The sequence below is a fragment of the Pantoea sp. PvP021 genome (assembly GCF_054056055.1).
The window spans coordinates 390614-408646 of sequence record NZ_JBSRXX010000001.1; the positions used below are offsets into that span (position 1 = coordinate 390614).

14 protein-coding genes are annotated in these 18033 nt (G+C 54.4%); 11 read left to right on the top strand and 3 right to left on the bottom strand.

What is annotated here, in order from left to right:
- Nucleotides 1-119: 119 nt before the first annotated feature.
- The 3 genes from pmrB to eptA are packed head-to-tail and all read right to left on the bottom strand — an operon-like array spanning nucleotide 120 to nucleotide 3483.
- Nucleotides 120-1178, bottom strand: a complete 1059-nt coding sequence (pmrB, locus tag ACVKSX_RS01685) for a two-component system sensor histidine kinase PmrB (protein WP_167423309.1) — start codon at nucleotides 1176-1178, stop codon at nucleotides 120-122.
- Nucleotides 1175-1855, bottom strand: coding sequence for a two-component system response regulator PmrA (gene pmrA / locus ACVKSX_RS01690; protein ID WP_010670822.1), 681 nt, complete (start codon nucleotides 1853-1855; stop codon nucleotides 1175-1177). Before pmrA ends, pmrB begins: the two co-directional genes overlap by 4 nt.
- Complete coding sequence (eptA, locus tag ACVKSX_RS01695; RefSeq protein WP_163763029.1) at nucleotides 1855-3483, bottom strand: phosphoethanolamine transferase EptA; 1629 nt, start codon at nucleotides 3481-3483, stop codon at nucleotides 1855-1857. The genes pmrA and eptA overlap by 1 nt, the downstream gene beginning before the upstream one ends.
- Nucleotides 3484-3936: 453 nt before the next feature.
- Between eptA and otsB the strand changes: the two genes are divergently transcribed.
- From otsB to ACVKSX_RS01750, 11 genes are all read left to right on the top strand, one after another.
- Entirely contained in the window at nucleotides 3937-4725 is a 789-nt protein-coding gene (gene otsB, locus ACVKSX_RS01700; protein WP_354438260.1) for a trehalose-phosphatase, read from the top strand.
- Nucleotides 4722-6158 carry an alpha,alpha-trehalose-phosphate synthase gene (gene otsA / locus ACVKSX_RS01705; RefSeq protein ID WP_060680405.1) on the top strand — a complete coding sequence of 479 codons (1437 nt, stop codon included), beginning with the start codon at nucleotides 4722-4724 and terminating at the stop codon, nucleotides 6156-6158. The genes otsB and otsA overlap by 4 nt, the downstream gene beginning before the upstream one ends.
- Before the next feature lie 1020 nt (nucleotides 6159-7178).
- Nucleotides 7179-7532, top strand: a complete 354-nt coding sequence (flhD, locus tag ACVKSX_RS01710) for a flagellar transcriptional regulator FlhD (protein WP_010258528.1) — start codon at nucleotides 7179-7181, stop codon at nucleotides 7530-7532.
- Nucleotides 7529-8107 carry a flagellar transcriptional regulator FlhC gene (gene flhC, locus ACVKSX_RS01715; RefSeq protein WP_010258532.1) on the top strand — a complete coding sequence of 193 codons (579 nt, stop codon included), beginning with the start codon at nucleotides 7529-7531 and terminating at the stop codon, nucleotides 8105-8107. Before flhD ends, flhC begins: the two co-directional genes overlap by 4 nt.
- 133 nt (nucleotides 8108-8240) lie before the next feature.
- Entirely contained in the window at nucleotides 8241-9128 is an 888-nt protein-coding gene (gene motA / locus ACVKSX_RS01720) for a flagellar motor stator protein MotA (protein ID WP_003849139.1), read from the top strand.
- Complete coding sequence (gene motB / locus ACVKSX_RS01725) at nucleotides 9125-10066, top strand: flagellar motor protein MotB (RefSeq protein WP_010258536.1); 942 nt, start codon at nucleotides 9125-9127, stop codon at nucleotides 10064-10066. Before motA ends, motB begins: the two co-directional genes overlap by 4 nt.
- Before the next feature lie 11 nt (nucleotides 10067-10077).
- Nucleotides 10078-12060 (top strand): chemotaxis protein CheA, encoded by a 1983-nt coding sequence (cheA, locus tag ACVKSX_RS01730; protein ID WP_181955347.1) that lies wholly within the window; start codon nucleotides 10078-10080, stop codon nucleotides 12058-12060.
- 23 nt (nucleotides 12061-12083) lie between these two features.
- Nucleotides 12084-12581 (top strand): chemotaxis protein CheW, encoded by a 498-nt coding sequence (gene cheW / locus ACVKSX_RS01735; RefSeq protein ID WP_010258541.1) that lies wholly within the window; start codon nucleotides 12084-12086, stop codon nucleotides 12579-12581.
- A gap of 161 nt (nucleotides 12582-12742) precedes the next feature.
- On the top strand, nucleotides 12743-14416 hold the full coding sequence (locus tag ACVKSX_RS01740) for a methyl-accepting chemotaxis protein (RefSeq protein ID WP_010670819.1): 1674 nt from the start codon (nucleotides 12743-12745) through the stop codon (nucleotides 14414-14416).
- A gap of 194 nt (nucleotides 14417-14610) precedes the next feature.
- The gene (locus tag ACVKSX_RS01745; protein WP_022625501.1) at nucleotides 14611-16173 is read left to right on the top strand and encodes a methyl-accepting chemotaxis protein; all 1563 of its coding nucleotides are present in this window, start codon (nucleotides 14611-14613) and stop codon (nucleotides 16171-16173) included.
- A 105-nt stretch (nucleotides 16174-16278) separates the two neighbouring features.
- Nucleotides 16279-17955, top strand: coding sequence for a methyl-accepting chemotaxis protein (locus tag ACVKSX_RS01750; RefSeq protein WP_010258548.1), 1677 nt, complete (start codon nucleotides 16279-16281; stop codon nucleotides 17953-17955).
- Nucleotides 17956-18033 lie beyond the last annotated feature (78 nt).

Genomic DNA, 18033 nt, shown 5'->3' on the forward strand with positions numbered 1-18033 from the left:
GCTATGAAAACTGCTCCTGTTGCCCTGTCTGTGACTGCTCCGCGTCCGATGAGTGAATATGCTGCACTGCTGATTGCCGCAGCTACGGTCGTTCTGTTCCTCTCCGCCTGGTTCAGCGCTTAAAACTTCACCACGGCACGACAACCGCTTCGGTCGCGGCGGTTCTCTAAGAAAAACTGAAACCGGTGTAACTGGACGATGCGGCTGACGATGCTCAGCCCGAGTCCGATACCGCCGTAGCGACTGTCCATCCGGATAAACGCTTTACTCAGCTCGCCACTTTTACTCTCATCAATTCCCGGGCCCTGATCTTCCACCACCAGCATCGGCTGAGGAGCTAACACCAGCTGCACACTGATGGTGCTGTTATCCGGGCTGTAGCGATGGGCGTTCTCGACCAGGTTACGCAGCAACATCTTCAGCAGCGTGGCATCACCACGCACAAACTGCTCCTGCGGCAGATCGAGCACCAGCGTCTGCTGATGCGCCTCCAGCATGATACTCAGCTCTGCCTCCATTGGCAGGATCACATCTTCAATCAGCCCCACGTTCTGATAGGTGCCAGAGGTAAAAGACTGTCCTGCGCGTGCCAGATTCAGCAGCTGCGACACACTGTGCGTCATCTGATCCAGGCGCTGCACCAGCGGCTGAACTTTGACATTGCTGTTACGTTCGATTAACTCCAGATGGAGCCGCAATCCCGCCAGCGGCGTGCGCAGCTCATGTGCCACGTCGGCGGTGAACAACCGTTCGCGCTCCAGACTGCTGTTCAGACGCGCGACCAGCTGGTTTATCGCCTGCGTCACCGCATCGATCTCCTGAACCTGACTGTGGCAGGCGACGGGATCAAGATTCTCTTCGCTGCGACTCTCCAGTTCGCGCTGCAGCTGATAAAGCGGCCGGGTAATCCACTTCACCGCCTGATAGCAGAGCAGCAGCGTCAGGGTAATCATCACCAGACTTGGCACCGCCAGGCTGGCTACCGCTTCATGCACTTCACGCTTAACATGACTGTCCATGTTGCGCTTCTGCAGCTGCGCTTCCACCAGAAACTGAATCTGCTCTTTGCTCTCATGCCATAGCCAGACCACGCTGATCACCTGGAAAACCAGCAGGATCAGACCGATGGTCAGGATGAGACGAAAGCGCATACTGCGATGATCGAAACGTCTTATCATGTTGCCTCACGAACGCCATCCTGCGTCACCAGCGCATAGCCAAAACCGCGCACGGTGCGGATAGCGCTTTTGCCGATTTTGTCGCGCAGATTATGGATATGCACTTCCAGGGTATTAGTAGAAGGCTCGGTCTCCCAGTTATAGATATCCTGGTAGAGAATTTCACGGTGAACCGGATTCCCGGCCTTGAGCATCAGTCGTGACAGAATCGCAAACTCTTTGGGTGTCAGATCCAGCAGTACGTCGCTGAGCGTAATCTGGCGATGGGTCATATCCAGCGCCAGCGCACCCACTCTGACATGACTGTCGCCCTGATTGACGTGGCGGCGAATCAGGGCGCGGATACGCGCCAGCAACTCATCCAGCGAGAACGGTTTGATCAGATAGTCGTCCGCGCCTGCGTCGAGTCCGGCAATGCGTTCGCTGATGGTGTCGCGTGCGGTCAGGATCAGCACCGGCGTCATCTTCTTCTGCCGCCGCAGGCGTATCAGAAAATGCAGTCCATCTTCATCCGGCAGGCCAAGATCCAGCACCACCAGGCTATACAGGCCGCTGGCGAAATGCGCTTCAGCATCCCGCACCCGCGTAACGCCATCACAGACATAGCCTTCCCCTTCCAGCGCCAGCATCAGACCCTGCAGCAGCAGGGCATCATCTTCAACAATCAGTATCTTCATTAAGGTTGGCTCCGACACGACGTCAAAATATCATCCGCAGGCACATATTCGTGGGTCGCGGTGCCGGTTAATCCCAGCATGGTTGAAAACAGATTATCCTGTGAAAAATCGTCTGTCGCCGCCAGTTTATTCAGACAGCCGCGATTAACCGCATAACGTTTCTGATAATCATCGGAGAGCCAGATCAGCAACGGCACATGTTTCTGGGTGTCCGGCGCGATAGCATAGGGCAGGCCATGCAGGTAAGCACCATTTTCACCCAGGGATTCGCCATGGTCAGACAGATAGACCAGGCTGGTGGTGAAGCGGTCCTGATGTGCACGCAGTACGTTAATGGCTTTATCGACGATGTGATCCACATTGACCAGCGTATTGTCATAGGTGTTGATCAACTGTTGTTGCGAACAGTCCTGAATCTGGTTGGTGTCGCAGGTCGGTTCAAACTGACGAAACTGTGGCGGATAGCGATGGCTATAAGTCGGGCCATGACTGCCAATGGTGTGCAGCACAATCACCGCGTTGCCTTTTAACTGACCAATGTACTCATCCAGACCGTGGAACAGCACGTCGTCGTAACACTCACCATCAATACACATGCCGGGCAGGTTCAGGCTGGTCATGTCCTGATGCGGAACGCGATCGCAGGCTCCTTTACAGCCCCCATCGTTCTCATTCCACAACACGCTAATCCCGGCGCGCTGAATAATATCCAGCAACCCCTCCTGATGGGCGGCCAGCACATCATCATAGTGGGCGCGCGGCATATTGGAGAACATGCAGGGCACGGAAACTGCCGTCGCCGTTCCGCACGAGGTGGTGTGCGGGAAATAGATCACATCATCTTTCGCCAGCAAGGGATTGGTCAGACGACCGTAACCGCCCAGCGAGAAATTTTGCGCACGCGAGGTTTCGCCCAGCACCAGAATCGTCAGGTTAGGTTTGCCACTGCTGCGGCTGGGCTGCAGATGCGCATCTTCACCGATACGCATCAGCGGCGCGTTCTGTAACTGCTCATGCTTATACCAGGAGAGCGTCGCCGCGATGCTGTTAGAGGGGCTCAGCGCTTTTACCAGCTCGCGGTTGTTACGGAACAGCGAGGCGTAATCTTTATAGAAGAGCAGGGCGATCAGCACAATCAGCGCCGCTGACAGCAATACGCTGAGCAGTCGCGCCAGCACGCCGCGCCACTGCTGCTTTTTGATTCGCGGCCAGAACAGCAGCAACGTCATCAGCACGCCCGAGGTGAGCAGGGTCACAAGCAGCTGTGGCGTAATCAGCGCAAAAGATTCCGAGGCGGTGGTATCCATCATGTTGGTGATCATTGAGCGATCGACCACGATGTTATAGGTGTGAATAAAGAACTGTGCCGAGGCGGAGAGCAGAATAAACAGCGCGGTCAGCAGCCGATCCAGCCAGATAAACGAGGCCAGCGTAATCACGATATTGATCACGCTAAAGGCGACCAGCGGCATCGATAAAAAGACCAGCGTGGTGTGCAGGTCGTTCAGCGGCATCACCGCCAGCACCTGACGGTAATAGGCAACGTTAAGGAAAACCGCGATGTAAACCGCAGCCAGAATCAGCAACGTAAGGCGGCTAATCAGCGGCCTCTTCAGGGTAAACGCCATGTGAGCAGGAACCAGAGTAATAAAAGTGTCACGAGAATGCGCTTTCAATATTAGGAATACCTTAAGAGCCTTAAGCTTTGGGGGGGCCGACTCTGCCGGGTGCGATACGTGCGTGACTCCAGTCAGCAGCGGATCGTGTCTGGCCTGATCATCGGAAGCGAAGCAGAATTGAATGGTGCTTTTATGCTGACTTAACCGCAGCGGCTGGCATGAAACCTGCATCTTTCTGGCATAACCCCTGTTAATGACTACACTTACTGTGAAGATGTTCTCAGTTAGCCAGTATTGTCAGCAATGCGCTTGCAAGTTTGAGGAGAGTGACCTATCCCGTTACCGCGTTTTATCCCTCAATCACCGCTTTATCAGAATTTCCCGCTTGCTGACCTGACTGCGTCAGGACATTCTTGTTTTAACTCAATGTTTTATTAAAATTCGATTTTCAGGAGAAGTAACGTGACCCAAGCGGCAGACACCCATGCCAGGTACCCGACATTAAGCGGCGGGCAGTACGCCTTCTTTTTTGATGTCGACGGCACGCTGGCAGCGATTCAGTCCCGTCCCGAAGCGGTATTTATTCCTGAGCAGGTCATCGCGCAACTGCAGCAGCTCTCTGCACTCTCGCAGGGCGCGCTGGCGCTGGTCTCCGGCAGACCCATAGAACAACTTGATGCGCTGGCCGCTCCCTGGCACGGCCCGGCTGCGGGCGTACATGGTGCAGAGCGCCGTGATGCAGAGGGTAATCTGCAACGCATCAGCCTGCCGGTCAAGGTGGAGCAATCGCTCAGGGCGGAATTGCAGGATGCCATGGCATCATGGCCTGGCACCCAGCTGGAGGTAAAAGGCATGGCTTTCGCACTTCACTACCGCCAGGCGATGCAGCATGAGCAGGATGTGATGCGACTGGCTGAACAGTCAGTGAAACGTTTTCCCGGACTGGCGCTTCAGCCGGGGAAATGTGTGGTTGAGATTAAACCGGCAGGTATCGATAAAGGCGCCGCAATCAGCGACTTTATGCAGCAGCCCCCTTTTGCCGGACGTACGCCGGTCTTTATTGGCGACGATCTGACGGATGAGAAGGGCTTTCTGGCCGTGAACGCACGGCAGGGCGTCTCGATCAAAGTCGGAGAAGGTTCCACCCAGGCCCATTATCGGCTTCATGATGTCGATGCGGTTTACGGCTGGCTGGAAAGAACATTATTACTATCAGATCAAGACAACGTCGGTAAGGAGTTTAGGTTATGAGTCGTTTAGTGGTTGTATCTAACCGTGTCGCCATGCCCGATGGGTCAAAAACCAGCGCTGGCGGTTTGGCCGTCGGTATTCTCGATGCACTGAAAAGCACCGGTGGACTGTGGTTTGGCTGGAACGGTGAAATCAGCGAGTACACAGGCGAAGAGGTAGAAGAAGTCACGGTTCAGGAACATGAGGGTATTGAGTATGCCTCGTTCCCGCTGAGCCAGAACGATTACGATCTCTACTATTGCCAGTTCTCAAACACTGTCATCTGGCCCGCATTCCATTATCGCCTTGACCTGGTGCAGTTCCAGCGGGAAGCCTGGGAAGGGTATTGCGACGTTAACGATGCGGTGGCACAGCGTTTAAAACCGCTGATCAAGCCGGATGATATTGTCTGGATCCACGATTATCACTTTTTACCGTTTGCAGCCGCGCTGCGTCGGGCGGGCATTAATAACCGCATCGGCTTCTTCCTGCATATTCCTTTCCCGACGCCTGAAATATTTAATGCGCTGCCGCCGCACAAAGAGCTTCTGGAAATGCTGTGCGAATATGACCTGCTGGGTTTCCAGACCGAATCGGATCGGGTGGCCTTCCTCGACAGCGTCAGCCAGCTCACTCAGCTGCAGAATAAGGGCGACAAAAAACATCGCGCCTTTGGCAACACCTTTATGACTGAGGTTTATCCCATCGGGATTGAGCCAGACAGTATTAAAGAGATGGCCGAAGGGCCGCTGCCACCAAAAATGGCCGCCATGAAGAAAGAGCTGGGCGATGCACGCAATATTATTGCCTGCGAACGTCTCGACTATTCCAAAGGTCTGCCTGAGCGTTTTCTTGCCTATGAAGCGCTGCTGGAGAACTTCCCGCAGCATCGCGGCAAAATTCGCTACTCGCAGATTGCTCCGACCTCGCGCGGCGATGTGCAGGCGTATCAGGATATCCGTCATCAGCTGGAAACCGAAGCAGGGCGCATCAATGGTAAATACGGTACGCTGGGCTGGACCCCGCTCTACTACCTTAACCAGCATTTTGACCGTCGCCTGCTGATGAAAATCTTCCGTCTGACCGATGTCGGTCTGGTTACGCCGCTGCGTGACGGTATGAACCTGGTGGCGAAAGAGTACGTGGCTGCGCAGGACCCGGATGATCCTGGTGTACTGGTGCTGTCGCGCTTTGCGGGTGCGGCTAACGAGCTCACCTCCGCGCTGATTGTGAATCCGTATGACCGTGATGAAGTGGCCGCCGCGCTGGATAGGGCGATTACTATGCCGCGTACCGAAAGGATTTCACGCTACAACGACATGATGGCGGTATTGCGTAAAAATGATATTACCGCCTGGCGTGAAGGCTTCCTGAAAGACCTGGAACGCATTGAACCGCGCAGCGTTGACCACAACACGGTTAATAAAGTCGCGACCTTCCCAAAACTCGCCTGATATCTGTTCTGACTCAGGGTTATGAAAGCAGCGGCGCCTCTACGGCGTCACTGCTTTTTTTTCGGCCCAGGTCACAGAAAACTCGCCTGCTATCTGTTAATGACCGTTTGCTACGATTCTACGCTGATAACGTCAGTGGCTGCCCGGAGTGGCCCGATAAATGCAGGTAAGCCCGGAAATCCCCGTCCTGTCAGCCCCTGCCGCTTTCTTTACCTTCTTTACTCAAGTTTCTCTTCAGGCTGCCGATAGTGATAGTGCCAACGCATAACCCTTCGTTAATTCATTCGACTTTCTTATATAACCCCTTGTTACAGTGGGAATCAGAGTCTGTACACCCGGTCACCACTGTTAACGCCAGGTTGCCAGAAATCTGACCTGCTGCCGTATAAACCTTAACGATTTCATTACTCACCCTCTGCGATACTCCCCTTAAGTAACTAATTTAAAAGCAAATAACCGCACGTCGCAGCAGCATAATATGCTGATAACCTTTCTTTGGGTGGTTCTAAATAGGGTGTTAAAACGATTAACACCCGATATTCATTCCGGACTGCGCAAAGCGTCGAATAGCGATGCTTTTACCCCCTATTAAACCTTTCTCAGGACCAATTGGACTTAAAATCGGGCTTTTTTGCTCAAAAAATGACCAGTCGGTAAGTAATGGTAAAGGGTTGCTGAAGAAATTTGCGTTAAAAGTGTGATCTGCGTCACACTTTATCTAAAATTTCACATCACTGTCGTTGTATGTCGAAATCAGACGATATAGATTTGCGTTGTTTTCGGAATAGTCCTAAAAAATGTAAGAAGACGTCACGGAAGATGTCCAGAACTCGAAAATAAAATGGCATGGATTTTCGACCTTCGGTGGGTCTGAAACCCACACAAAAATGGAAGGCGAAAACGGTGACATTAACGTTACGTGAAGTTTTTTTTGCCATCTTTTGATTTAACAAACAGCAGCTCGAACCGCAGATTTATTCTGCGATACAGTTACGTCGCATCTCTCAGGATGGAAAAATAATGGGCACCTCTGAAGTACTGAAACATATTTACGATCTCAACTTGTCTTATTTACTGCTTGCGCAGCGTTTAATTAACCAGGATAAAGCTTCTGCAATGTTTCGCCTCGGAATTGACGAGAAAATGGCGAATGCATTATCTGAATTAACATTGCCTGAGATGGTAAAAATGGCGGAAACCAATCAACTGGTTTGCCAGTTTCGTTTTACCGATAGCAGCACCATTAATCGCCTGACGCAGGAATCACGCGTGGATGATTTACAACAAATCCACACCGGCATTTTATTATCGAGCCGTTTACTGCGTAATGCGTCTAAAGATGATGCACCTGCTAAAAAGAGAGCAATGTCATGAGTGAGAAAAGTATTGTTCAGGAAGCACGTGATATTCATCTCGCGATGGAGCTCATTACATTAGGTGCCCGCTTACAGATGCTTGAGAGCGAAACCCAACTGAGCCGCGGTCGTCTCATCAAGCTCTATAAAGAATTACGTGGCAGTCCGCCACCGAAAGGTATGCTGCCGTTCTCTACGGACTGGTTTATGACGTGGGAGCAGAACATTCATGCTTCTATGTTCTGTAACGCCTGGAAGTTTTTGCTGAAAACCGGGTTGTGCAGCGGCGTCGATGCCGTGATTAAAGCTTACCGCCTGTATCTTGAACAGTGTCCTCAATCGGACGAGGGCCCGCTGTTGGCGCTGACTCGTGCCTGGACCCTGGTCCGATTCGTTGATAGCGGTATGCTGGAACTGGCAGATTGTAAAAGCTGCAACGGCAGCTTTATTAATCATGCGCATCAGCCAGTTGGCAGCTTTACCTGCAGCCTGTGCCAGCCACCATCACGGGCAGTAAAAAGACGTAAACTTTCTGCAGAACCTGCCGATATGTTTCCACAACTGCTGGATGAACAGGTTAAACACGCCGTTTAAGTTTGTTCGCACTGTGGAAGCCATCCAGCAGCGGTTAATACCGCTGCTTTTTTTTTGCTTGCGGTTCAGGAATAACATCTGCGGCTCTCTGGCTTAACTTCCACCAACACGTTACGGACGTAAGGATTTTTTTGTGCTGATAATTATAGGTTACCTGATTGTTTTAGGCTCCGTGTTGGGCGGATATGCGCTGGTAGGTGGCCATCTGGGCGCGCTTTATCAGCCAGCCGAATTATTAATGATCGGCGGTGCCGGTGCCGGTGCTTTTTTAGTCGGCAACAACGGTAAGTCGATTAAAAAAACGCTGAAGGCGCTGCCTAAGTTATTTCGCGGCTCCAAGTACAACAAAGCGGTTTACATGGATTTGATGGCGCTGCTTTATCGCCTGATGGCGAAGTCGCGTCAGCAGGGCATGTTATCGCTGGAACGCGATATTGAAGATCCCAGCCAGAGTGAAATTTTTGCTAATTATCCCCGCATTCTTGCCGATAAACAGTTAGTGGATTTTATTACTGACTATTTACGCCTGATGGTGAGCGGCAACATGAACGCTTTTGAAATCGAAGCGTTGATGGATGAAGAGATTGAGACCTACGAACACGAGTGTGACGTACCAGCGCAAAGTATTGCTGCAGTGGGTGATGGTCTTCCGGCATTCGGTATCGTCGCCGCGGTAATGGGCGTGGTCCATGCACTGGCTTCGGCCGATCGTCCAGCCGCTGAACTCGGTGCGCTGGTCGCGCATGCGATGGTGGGCACCTTCCTGGGCATCCTGCTGGCCTACGGGTTTGTCTCTCCACTCTCGTCAGTGCTGCGTCAGAAGTGTGCGGAAACCACCAAGATGATGCAGTGCATTAAGGTGACATTGCTGTCGAGCCTGAATGGTTACGCGCCGCAGATTGCGGTGGAATTTGGTCGTAAGACGCTCTATTCCGCCGAGCGTCCGTCGTTCAGCGAACTGGAAGAGCACGTACGTAACGCCAAGAACCCGGCTAAACAGACTTCAGACGAGGCTTCATGAAACACGGCAATCGCCCAATTGTGCTGATCAAAAAGCGCAAACATAAAGGCCATGAAGGCAGCCACGGATCGTGGAAGATTGCCTACGCCGACTTTATGACGGCGATGATGGCCTTTTTTATGGTGATGTGGCTGCTCTCAATCGCCAACCCGCAGGAGCTGGTGCAGATAGCAGACTACTTCAAAACACCGCTGAAGGTAGCGATTACCGGCGGGGCGCGCAGCAGCGACAGCGAGAGCCCGATCCCCGGCGGCGGTGATGATCCGACCAAAAAGATTGGCGAAGTGAACAAAGTCGTCGATATGGACGCCCAGAAACGCAAGCTGGATGAGATTCGTCTTAACCGGCTGCGTGAAAAGCTCGACCAGCTGATTGAAGCGGATCCGCGTCTGAAAGCGCTGCGCCCGCATCTGATCATCAACATGGTGGAAGAGGGGCTGCGTATTCAGATTATCGACAGCCAGAATCGCCCGATGTTTAAGACCGGTCGGGCCGAGGTTGAGCCCTATATGCGCGATATTCTGCGTGCGATAGCGCCAGTCCTTAACGACATTCCGAACCGCATCAGCCTGGCCGGACATACCGATGATTTTCAGTATGCCAGCGGTGACAAAGGCTACAGCAACTGGGAACTGTCGACAGACCGTGCTAACGCCTCACGCCGTGAACTGGTGATGGGCGGCTTAGACAGCGGAAAAATTTTACGGGTGTTGGGTATGGCCGACACCATGCGCCTGAAAAATCGTGGCGGTAATGACGCCGTTAACCGCCGCATCAGCCTGCTGGTGTTGAACCACGACACCGAAGCGGCAATAGAAAAAGAGAACGCAGAAAGTGATGCCGTCCAGATCAGCGATCCGGCGGCCATTGAACAGATTACCGCACCTGCAACACCAGGCGGCGCGGTGAATACAGCAGCCCCCTCACAGCCGAGGTGATTCCCGTGAGTATGGACATCAGCGATTTTTACCAGACGTTTTTTGATGAAGCCGATGAGCTATTAGCGGATATGGAACAACACCTGTTGGGCTTAGACCCGCAGGAGCCAGATTCGGAACAGCTTAACGCCATCTTCCGTGCCGCTCACTCCATTAAGGGTGGGGCCGGAACCTTTGGTTTTACGGTATTACAGGAAACGACTCATATCCTGGAAAACATTCTGGATGGTGCTCGTCGCGGCGAGATGCAGCTCAGCACCGACATCATCAACCTGTTTTTGGAAACCAAAGATATTATGCAGGAACAGCTCGATGCTTATAAAACCGCGCAGGAGCCTAACGCGGAGAGCTTCAAATATATCTGTGAAGCGCTGCGCCAGCTGGCGCTAGAGGCCAAAGGTCTGCCGGTTGATGTTCCGGCCAGTGTTGCCACTGCCAGCGCAGAACCGGCCAGCACCAGCGGCCTGCGTGTACAGCTGATCGATCTCAAAGAGAAAGAGGTCGATCTGATGCTGGAAGAGATGAGTAATCTCGGCACCCTGACCAACGTACAGAAAGGCAGCACCACGCTGGATGTCTGCATTGATGGCGTCGGTAAAGATGACATCGTGGCGGTGCTCTGCTTCGTCATCGACGAAGCACAGATCCGCTTCCCGGCAGCAGACGAAGCCGTTGCCGCGCCAGTTGCTGTTGCTGCCGAGGCCGAACCGGTGGTGGAAGACGTTCACACTGCCACCGTCACCGAACTGCCGGTGGCCGCAGTGAAGCGTGAAAGTAAGCGCGTCGCGGCCCCTGCCAAATCGAGCGAATCCACCAGCATCCGTGTTGCGGTGGAGAAAGTCGATCAGCTGATCAACCTGGTGGGCGAACTGGTGATTACCCAGTCAATGCTCGCTCAGCGTTCCGGCGAACTCGATCCGGTCGCGCACGGTGACCTGCTGAACAGCATGGGTCAGCTGGAGCGTAACGCCCGCGATCTGCAGGAATCGGTGATGTCGATTCGTATGATGCCAATGGAATATGTCTTCAGCCGCTTCCCGCGTCTGGTGCGTGACCTGGCCAGCAAACTCGGCAAAGAGGTCGAACTGACGCTGCTGGGCAGCTCAACCGAACTCGATAAGAGCCTGATTGAGCGCATCATCGATCCATTAACGCACCTGGTGCGTAACAGCCTTGACCACGGTATCGAAACGCCAGAGAAACGTCTGGTGGCCGGTAAAGTGGCAACCGGTAACCTGACGCTTTCAGCGGAACATCAGGGCGGCAACATCTGCATTGAAGTGTCTGATGATGGTGCCGGTCTGAACCGTGAACGTATTCTGGCTAAAGCCCTCTCATCGGGCCTGCCGGTTCACGAGAACATGAGCGACGAAGAGGTCGGCATGCTGATCTTCGCACCGGGCTTCTCTACCGCAGAGCAGGTGACGGATGTTTCAGGACGCGGCGTCGGTATGGACGTGGTGAAACGAAATATTCAGGAGATGGGCGGTCATGTCGAAATCGCCTCGAAGCAGGGCAAAGGCACCACCATTCGTATCCTGCTGCCGCTGACCCTGGCCATCCTTGATGGGATGTCCGTTCGTGTGGCCGATGAAGTCTTTATTCTGCCGCTGAATGCGGTGATGGAGTCGCTGCAACCGCGCGCCGAAGAGCTGAAACCGCTGGCCGGTGGCGAGTGCGTGCTGGAAGTGCGTGGCGAATATCTGCCACTGGTCGAGCTGTGGAACGTCTTTGATGTGCAGGATGCCAAAACCGAGGCCACTCAGGGCATCGTGGTAATCCTGCAAAGCGCGGGCAAACGTTACGCGCTACTGGTCGATCAGCTGATTGGCCAGCATCAGGTGGTGGTGAAGAACCTGGAAAGTAACTATCGCAAAGTGCCGGGCATCTCTGCCGCCACCATTCTTGGCGATGGTAGCGTGGCGCTGATTGTTGATGTTTCAGCACTGCAATCACTTAACCGTGAAAAACGTGTGGCTGGCGCTGCCGCCTGATTGATAACGAAAGGGTAAATAACATGAATGGAATGGCAACCGTGACAAAAATCGCTGGCGAAACTGTGGGTCAGGAGTTTCTGGTCTTCACGCTGGGCGACGAAGAGTACGGCATCGATATCCTCAAAGTTCAGGAAATTCGCGGTTACGATCAGGTAACGCGTATCGCAAATACCCCTGAATTTATCCGCGGCGTCACTAACCTGCGCGGCGTTATCGTGCCGATTATCGATCTGCGCGTGAAGTTTGCGCAGCCCGATGTTGAGTACAATGAAAACACCGTGGTTATCGTGCTGAATCTGGAAAATCGCGTGGTCGGTATCGTGGTTGACGGCGTCTCTGATGTGCTGTCGCTGACCCAGGATCAGATCCGTCCTTCACCAGAGTTCGCTGTGACCATGTCCACCGAGTACCTGACCGGTCTGGGTGCGCTGGGCGATCGCATGCTGATTCTGGTCGACATTGAGAAGCTGCTGAGCAGCGACGAGATGGCGCTGGTGGATAACCTGCGTAGCGCGTAATTGAATCATCACGGGCCGGTTATGGCTGGCCCGTGATAGTTTCACAGAGCGATAATTCCTTTCTATTCATAGAATAAAGCCGCATTGCACTCTAATTTCCCGCTGTCACCTGCCGATAATCCCTCAGTCACTTTAATTACCTACTTTCTTCAGGGTTACTCATGTTAACGAAAATCCGTGTTGTCACCAGCCTGTTACTGGTGTTGCTGGTGTTTGGGCTGTTACAGGCCTTCTCCGGTTCTGTTTTCTACTCCGCATTAAGCCACGACAAGCAAAGCTTCGCCGTGTCGCAGCTGGCGATGCAAAATACGCAGTCGCTCAACGACGCCTATATGAGTCTTAACCAGAGCCGGGTGCTGCTGACCCGTATTCAGCTGCGTTTCGCCACCAGTAAGCTGGAAGGCAAAACGGCCGATGTCGCCACGCTGTTTGACGACAGCAAAAACTTTCAGCAGGCGGCCGCCGGTTTTTTCAAAGTCTTTAAAGAGACACCCGATACGCCGGGACAAAATAGTGAGTTAAACAACCAGCTGGAGCAGCGCTACAGCGACTATGGCGCTGCGCTGGATCAGTTGCAGACGGCGCTACAGGCAAACGATCTGATTGCGGCCGGTAAAGCCCCGGTGGCGCCAAGCCAGAGTGCGTTTCTGACGCTTTACCGTGAATGGCGAGCCGATCAGAATCGCCTGACTACGCTTGGTGTTGAAGAGAACAGTTCTGCTTACAGCCGCATGATGTGGATCCTCTCCACCATCATGGCCGTCGTGGTCGCCGTGATCGTGCTCTGCTGGTTTGGCCTGCGCAAAATCGTGATGACACCCCTCAACAGCAGCATTAATCACATTCAGCATATCGCCCAGGGCGATTTAACCCAGCCGATTGTGGTGGAAGGGCGCAACGAGATGACTCAGCTCGCGGCCAGTCTGCATGACATGCAACAGTCACTGGTGCGCACGGTGACCAATGTGCGTGACGGCTCGGATGCGATTTTCACCGGTGCCAGCGAGATCTCTGCCGGAAACAATGATCTTTCTGCCCGCACAGAACAGCAGGCTGCGTCACTGGAGCAGACGGCGGCCAGCATGGAGCAGCTCACTGCCACGGTGAAACAGAACGCCGAAAACGCCCGCCAGGCATCACAGCTGGCACTCAGCGCCTCAGAAACCGCAGAAAAAGGCGGCAACGTGGTGGCGGGTGTCGTGAAAACCATGAGCGAAATCGCTGGCAGTTCGAAGAAGATTGCCGATATCACCAGCGTGATTGATGGCATTGCTTTCCAGACCAATATTCTGGCGCTTAACGCCGCCGTTGAAGCGGCGCGTGCCGGAGAGCAGGGTCGCGGTTTTGCCGTGGTCGCGGGCGAGGTGCGTAATCTGGCCCAGCGCAGCGCCCAGGCGGCAAAAGAGATCAAAGGGTTGATCGATGACTCAGTGAACCGGGTCAATGTCGGTTCGCAACTGGTCGGCACCGCCGGGGAAACCATGAGCGATATCGTCAGTGCGGTTACGCGCGTCACCGACATCATGGGTGAAATCGCCTCGGCGTCGGACGAGCAGAGTCGCGGTATCGATCAGGTCGGGCAGGCGGTCACTGAGATGGATCGCGTTACCCAGCAGAACGCCTCGCTGGTGGAAGAGTCCGCTGCGGCAGCCGCCTCGCTGGAAGATCAGGCCAGCCGGTTAAGTCAGTCAGTGTCGGTCTTCAAAATTAAACGCGGCGCGTTGCAGCAGACGCTGACAAAGCATCTGCCGATTGCCGCACCCGCTACGGCGGCGCTGGCACCACGCAAAGCCCTGACGGCGCCGGTCAGTGATACTCACTGGGAAACCTTCTGATGTCACGCTGCGCATCCTGCGGGATGCGCAGCAACCCCTCGCGATTCCTCTGCGTAAAGCCAAACTCAGCAGCTCATGCTGATAAAAATAATTACAAAAGCCACTTCTCTCCTGAAAGCGCTGAATAGCGTTAATTAATCCTGTTACATCGCCGATATAGCCGCTGCACCTAAATTAACCTGCAGGGGAACAAGATGTTAAAAAAAATAAAAGTGGTGACCAGTTTAATCGCAGTCCTGGTCATCTTTGGCGCGCTCCAGCTAGTCGCTGGCAGCCTTTTCTGGTCAGCCCTCAATAAAGACAAAGAGTCCTTTGCGCTGTCGCAGGTCTCTAATCGCAATGTCACCGAGATGACTGACGCCTATATTTCACTGAACAACAGCCGTACCACGCTGAACCGCGGCATGCTGCGCTTACAGACCAGCATGGCCTCGCAGATGAACGGCGGTCAGCTTGATGAGCTGATCAACAAAGCCAATACCCAGTTAGCGGAAGCCGATCGCCACTTTAAAATCTATTACCATCTGCCAACCACGTCGGGTCTTGACGAAACCATGGGCGACACGCTTGAAGCCGATTACGCTAACTACGAAAACGGCCTGAAGGCGATGGTAAAAAGCCTGCAGGCGCGCGACCTGGAAGGGATGTTCAAACAGAACATTGAGCAGAAACAGGTCGCGATGCAGGAGAGCTACAACAAATGGCGTGCGCGTCAGACTGAGCTTTCCGATCAGGGAATGGCGCAGAACCAGAAAGCCTTTAAACAGATGATGTGGCTGCTGGCCGCGATTGGTGTTGCGGTGCTTGCGGTGATTATTACCTGCTGGTTTGGCCTGCGTCAGGTGTTGATTCAGCCGCTGCAACAGCTGCTGGCACAGATTCGCGCTATTGCCTCCGGCGATTTGACCCAGCCGATTGTGGTTGAGGGGCGTAATGAGATGAGCCAGCTGGCAGCAGGCATCCATGAGATGCAGCAGTCGCTGGTGATGACGGTGGGGAATGTGCGTGACGGCTCTGATGCCATCTTTACCGGTGCCAGCGAAATCGCCGCCGGTAACAACGACCTGTCGGCCCGCACCGAAGAGCAGGCCGCTTCGCTGGAGCAGACCGCCGCCAGCATGGAGCAGCTCACTGCCACGGTGAAGCAGAATGCTGACAACGCCCGTCAGGCATCCCAGCTGGCGCTGACCGCCTCCGAAACCGCGCAGCAGGGCGGTAAAGTGGTGAATGGCGTGGTCACAACCATGAAAGAGATCGCCGGCAGCTCGAAGAAGATCGCGGACATTATCAGCGTAATCGACGGCATCGCCTTCCAGACCAACATCCTGGCGCTGAATGCGGCGGTTGAAGCGGCACGTGCCGGTGAACAGGGTCGCGGTTTTGCGGTGGTGGCCGGTGAAGTGCGCAGTCTGGCCCAGCGCAGCGCCCAGGCTGCGAAAGAGATTAAAGGCCTGATTGAAGACTCGGTGTCACGCGTCAACAGCGGTTCACTGCAGGTTGAAAGCGCCGGCAGCACCATGAATGAGATTGTGGGTGCCGTGACCCGCGTTACCGACATCATGGGTGAGATCGCCTCGGCTTCCGATGAGCAGAGCCGCGGTATTGAGCAGGTCGGTCTGGCCGTCACCGAAATGGATCGCGTGACCCAGCAGAACGCCTCGCTGGTTGAGGAGTCTGCCGCCGCTGCGGCGGCACTGGAGCAGCAGGCCAGCGTCCTGACCCAGGCCGTCTCCGTTTTCAAAATTTCCCGCGCCTGATTTTCCCTCTTTCAACATGGCGGCGGCGTAAAGCCGTCGCCATGCATAAAGTTCCCCCCGTCTCCGCCGATAAATACACACGAATCGCCAACCAATGAGGTGTTTATGTTTAGTCGAGTACGAGTCGTCTCCGGCCTGCTGTGTGTGCTGGCGCTGTTTGCGCTGCTGCAGCTGTTTTCCGGCGGAATGTTTTTCAAAACTGTCAGTTCAGATAAAGAGAATTTTGCCTACAACCAACGCCTGAATACTCTGCAACAGGCGATGGGCACCTCATGGGTTTCGCTGGTTCAGGCGCGTAACACCCTTAACCGCGCCGGTATCCGTTTTCTGCAGGATGCACAGATGTCGGGCTCGGGTGCCAGCGTGAAAGAGCTGGTCGCCCTGGCGGGCGAGGAGCTGAAGCAGGCTGAAGTCAGCTATCAGATATTCAACGATAACCTGTCAGAAGAAGGCAAAACGGCCGAAAACGTCCGGGCGTTACAGGCGAACTACAAGGCCTATCACGATGCGCTGGCGGAGCTGATGGTCTTCTTCACCGCCGGCAATTTCAAAGGTTTTGTGGATCAGCCGACCCAGAGCTACCAGGACAAGTTCCAGAAAGATTACAGCGAGTGGCTTGAGCACAATAAAGCGCTGTCTCAGCAGGGTGTGGAAGCTAACCAGCACGCGTATACCCGCTCCATCACTATCGTTATCGCCACACTGGCAGTGACCTTGCTGATGATTATCCTGGTGTGGAACGTGATGCGCTCGGTGCTGATCCGTCCGCTGCGTCAGAGTATTGAGCATATCCAGCACATCGCACGGGGCGACTTGACCCAGCCGGTTGAGATTAGCGTGCGTAACGAAATCGGGGAGTTACTGACTTCGCTGCAGCACATGCAGCAGGAGCTGGTCCGTACCGTGCGAACCGTTCGAGACGGCTCTGATGCCATCTATACCGGTGCGAGCGAAATCTCCATCGGCAATAACGATCTCTCTTCGCGTACCGAACAGCAGGCCGCTTCGCTGGAGCAGACCGCTGCCAGCATGGAGCAGCTCACCGCGACCGTGAAGCAGAATGCCGAAAACGCCCGTCAGGCGTCCAAGCTGGCGCTGACCGCCTCTGAAACCGCGCAGCAGGGCGGCAAAGTGGTGGATGGCGTGGTCACCACCATGAAAGAAATTGCCGGCAGTTCCAAAAAGATTGCCGATATCACCAGTGTGATTGATGGCATCGCCTTCCAGACCAACATCCTGGCGCTGAATGCGGCCGTTGAAGCGGCGCGTGCCGGTGAACAGGGTCGCGGTTTTGCGGTCGTTGCCGGTGAAGTGCGCAGCCTGGCGCAGCGCAGCGCCCAGGCCGCCAAAGAGATTAAAGGTCTGATTGAAGATTCGGTTAGCCGCGTTAATACCGGCTCGGTGCTGGTAGAGAGCGCCGGTGACACCATGAGCAACATCGTCAGCGCGGTCACCCGCGTCACCGACATCATGGGTGAGATCGCCTCAGCGTCAGACGAGCAGAGCCGTGGCATTGACCAGGTGGGGCTTGCCGTGACCGAGATGGATCGCGTCACCCAGCAGAACGCCTCACTGGTCGAAGAGTCAGCGGCAGCGGCTGCAGCGCTCGAAGATCAGGCAAGTCACTTAAAACAAGCGGTATCAGTGTTCAATATTGGTAAAGAATTTGTCGCTCAGGCCGTTAACAAGACAACGGCGATGAAAACTCTCCAGTCAGATGCACCGTTAGCCGTTGGTCGTTCGCCTGCTACCCGCAGCGACGACAACTGGGAAACCTTTTAATCGCCCGTGGCCCGGCCGCCATTGAGCCGCCGGGCATCGCAGCAGACAAATAATGTATTGAGTTCGGGCCAGGTGCAG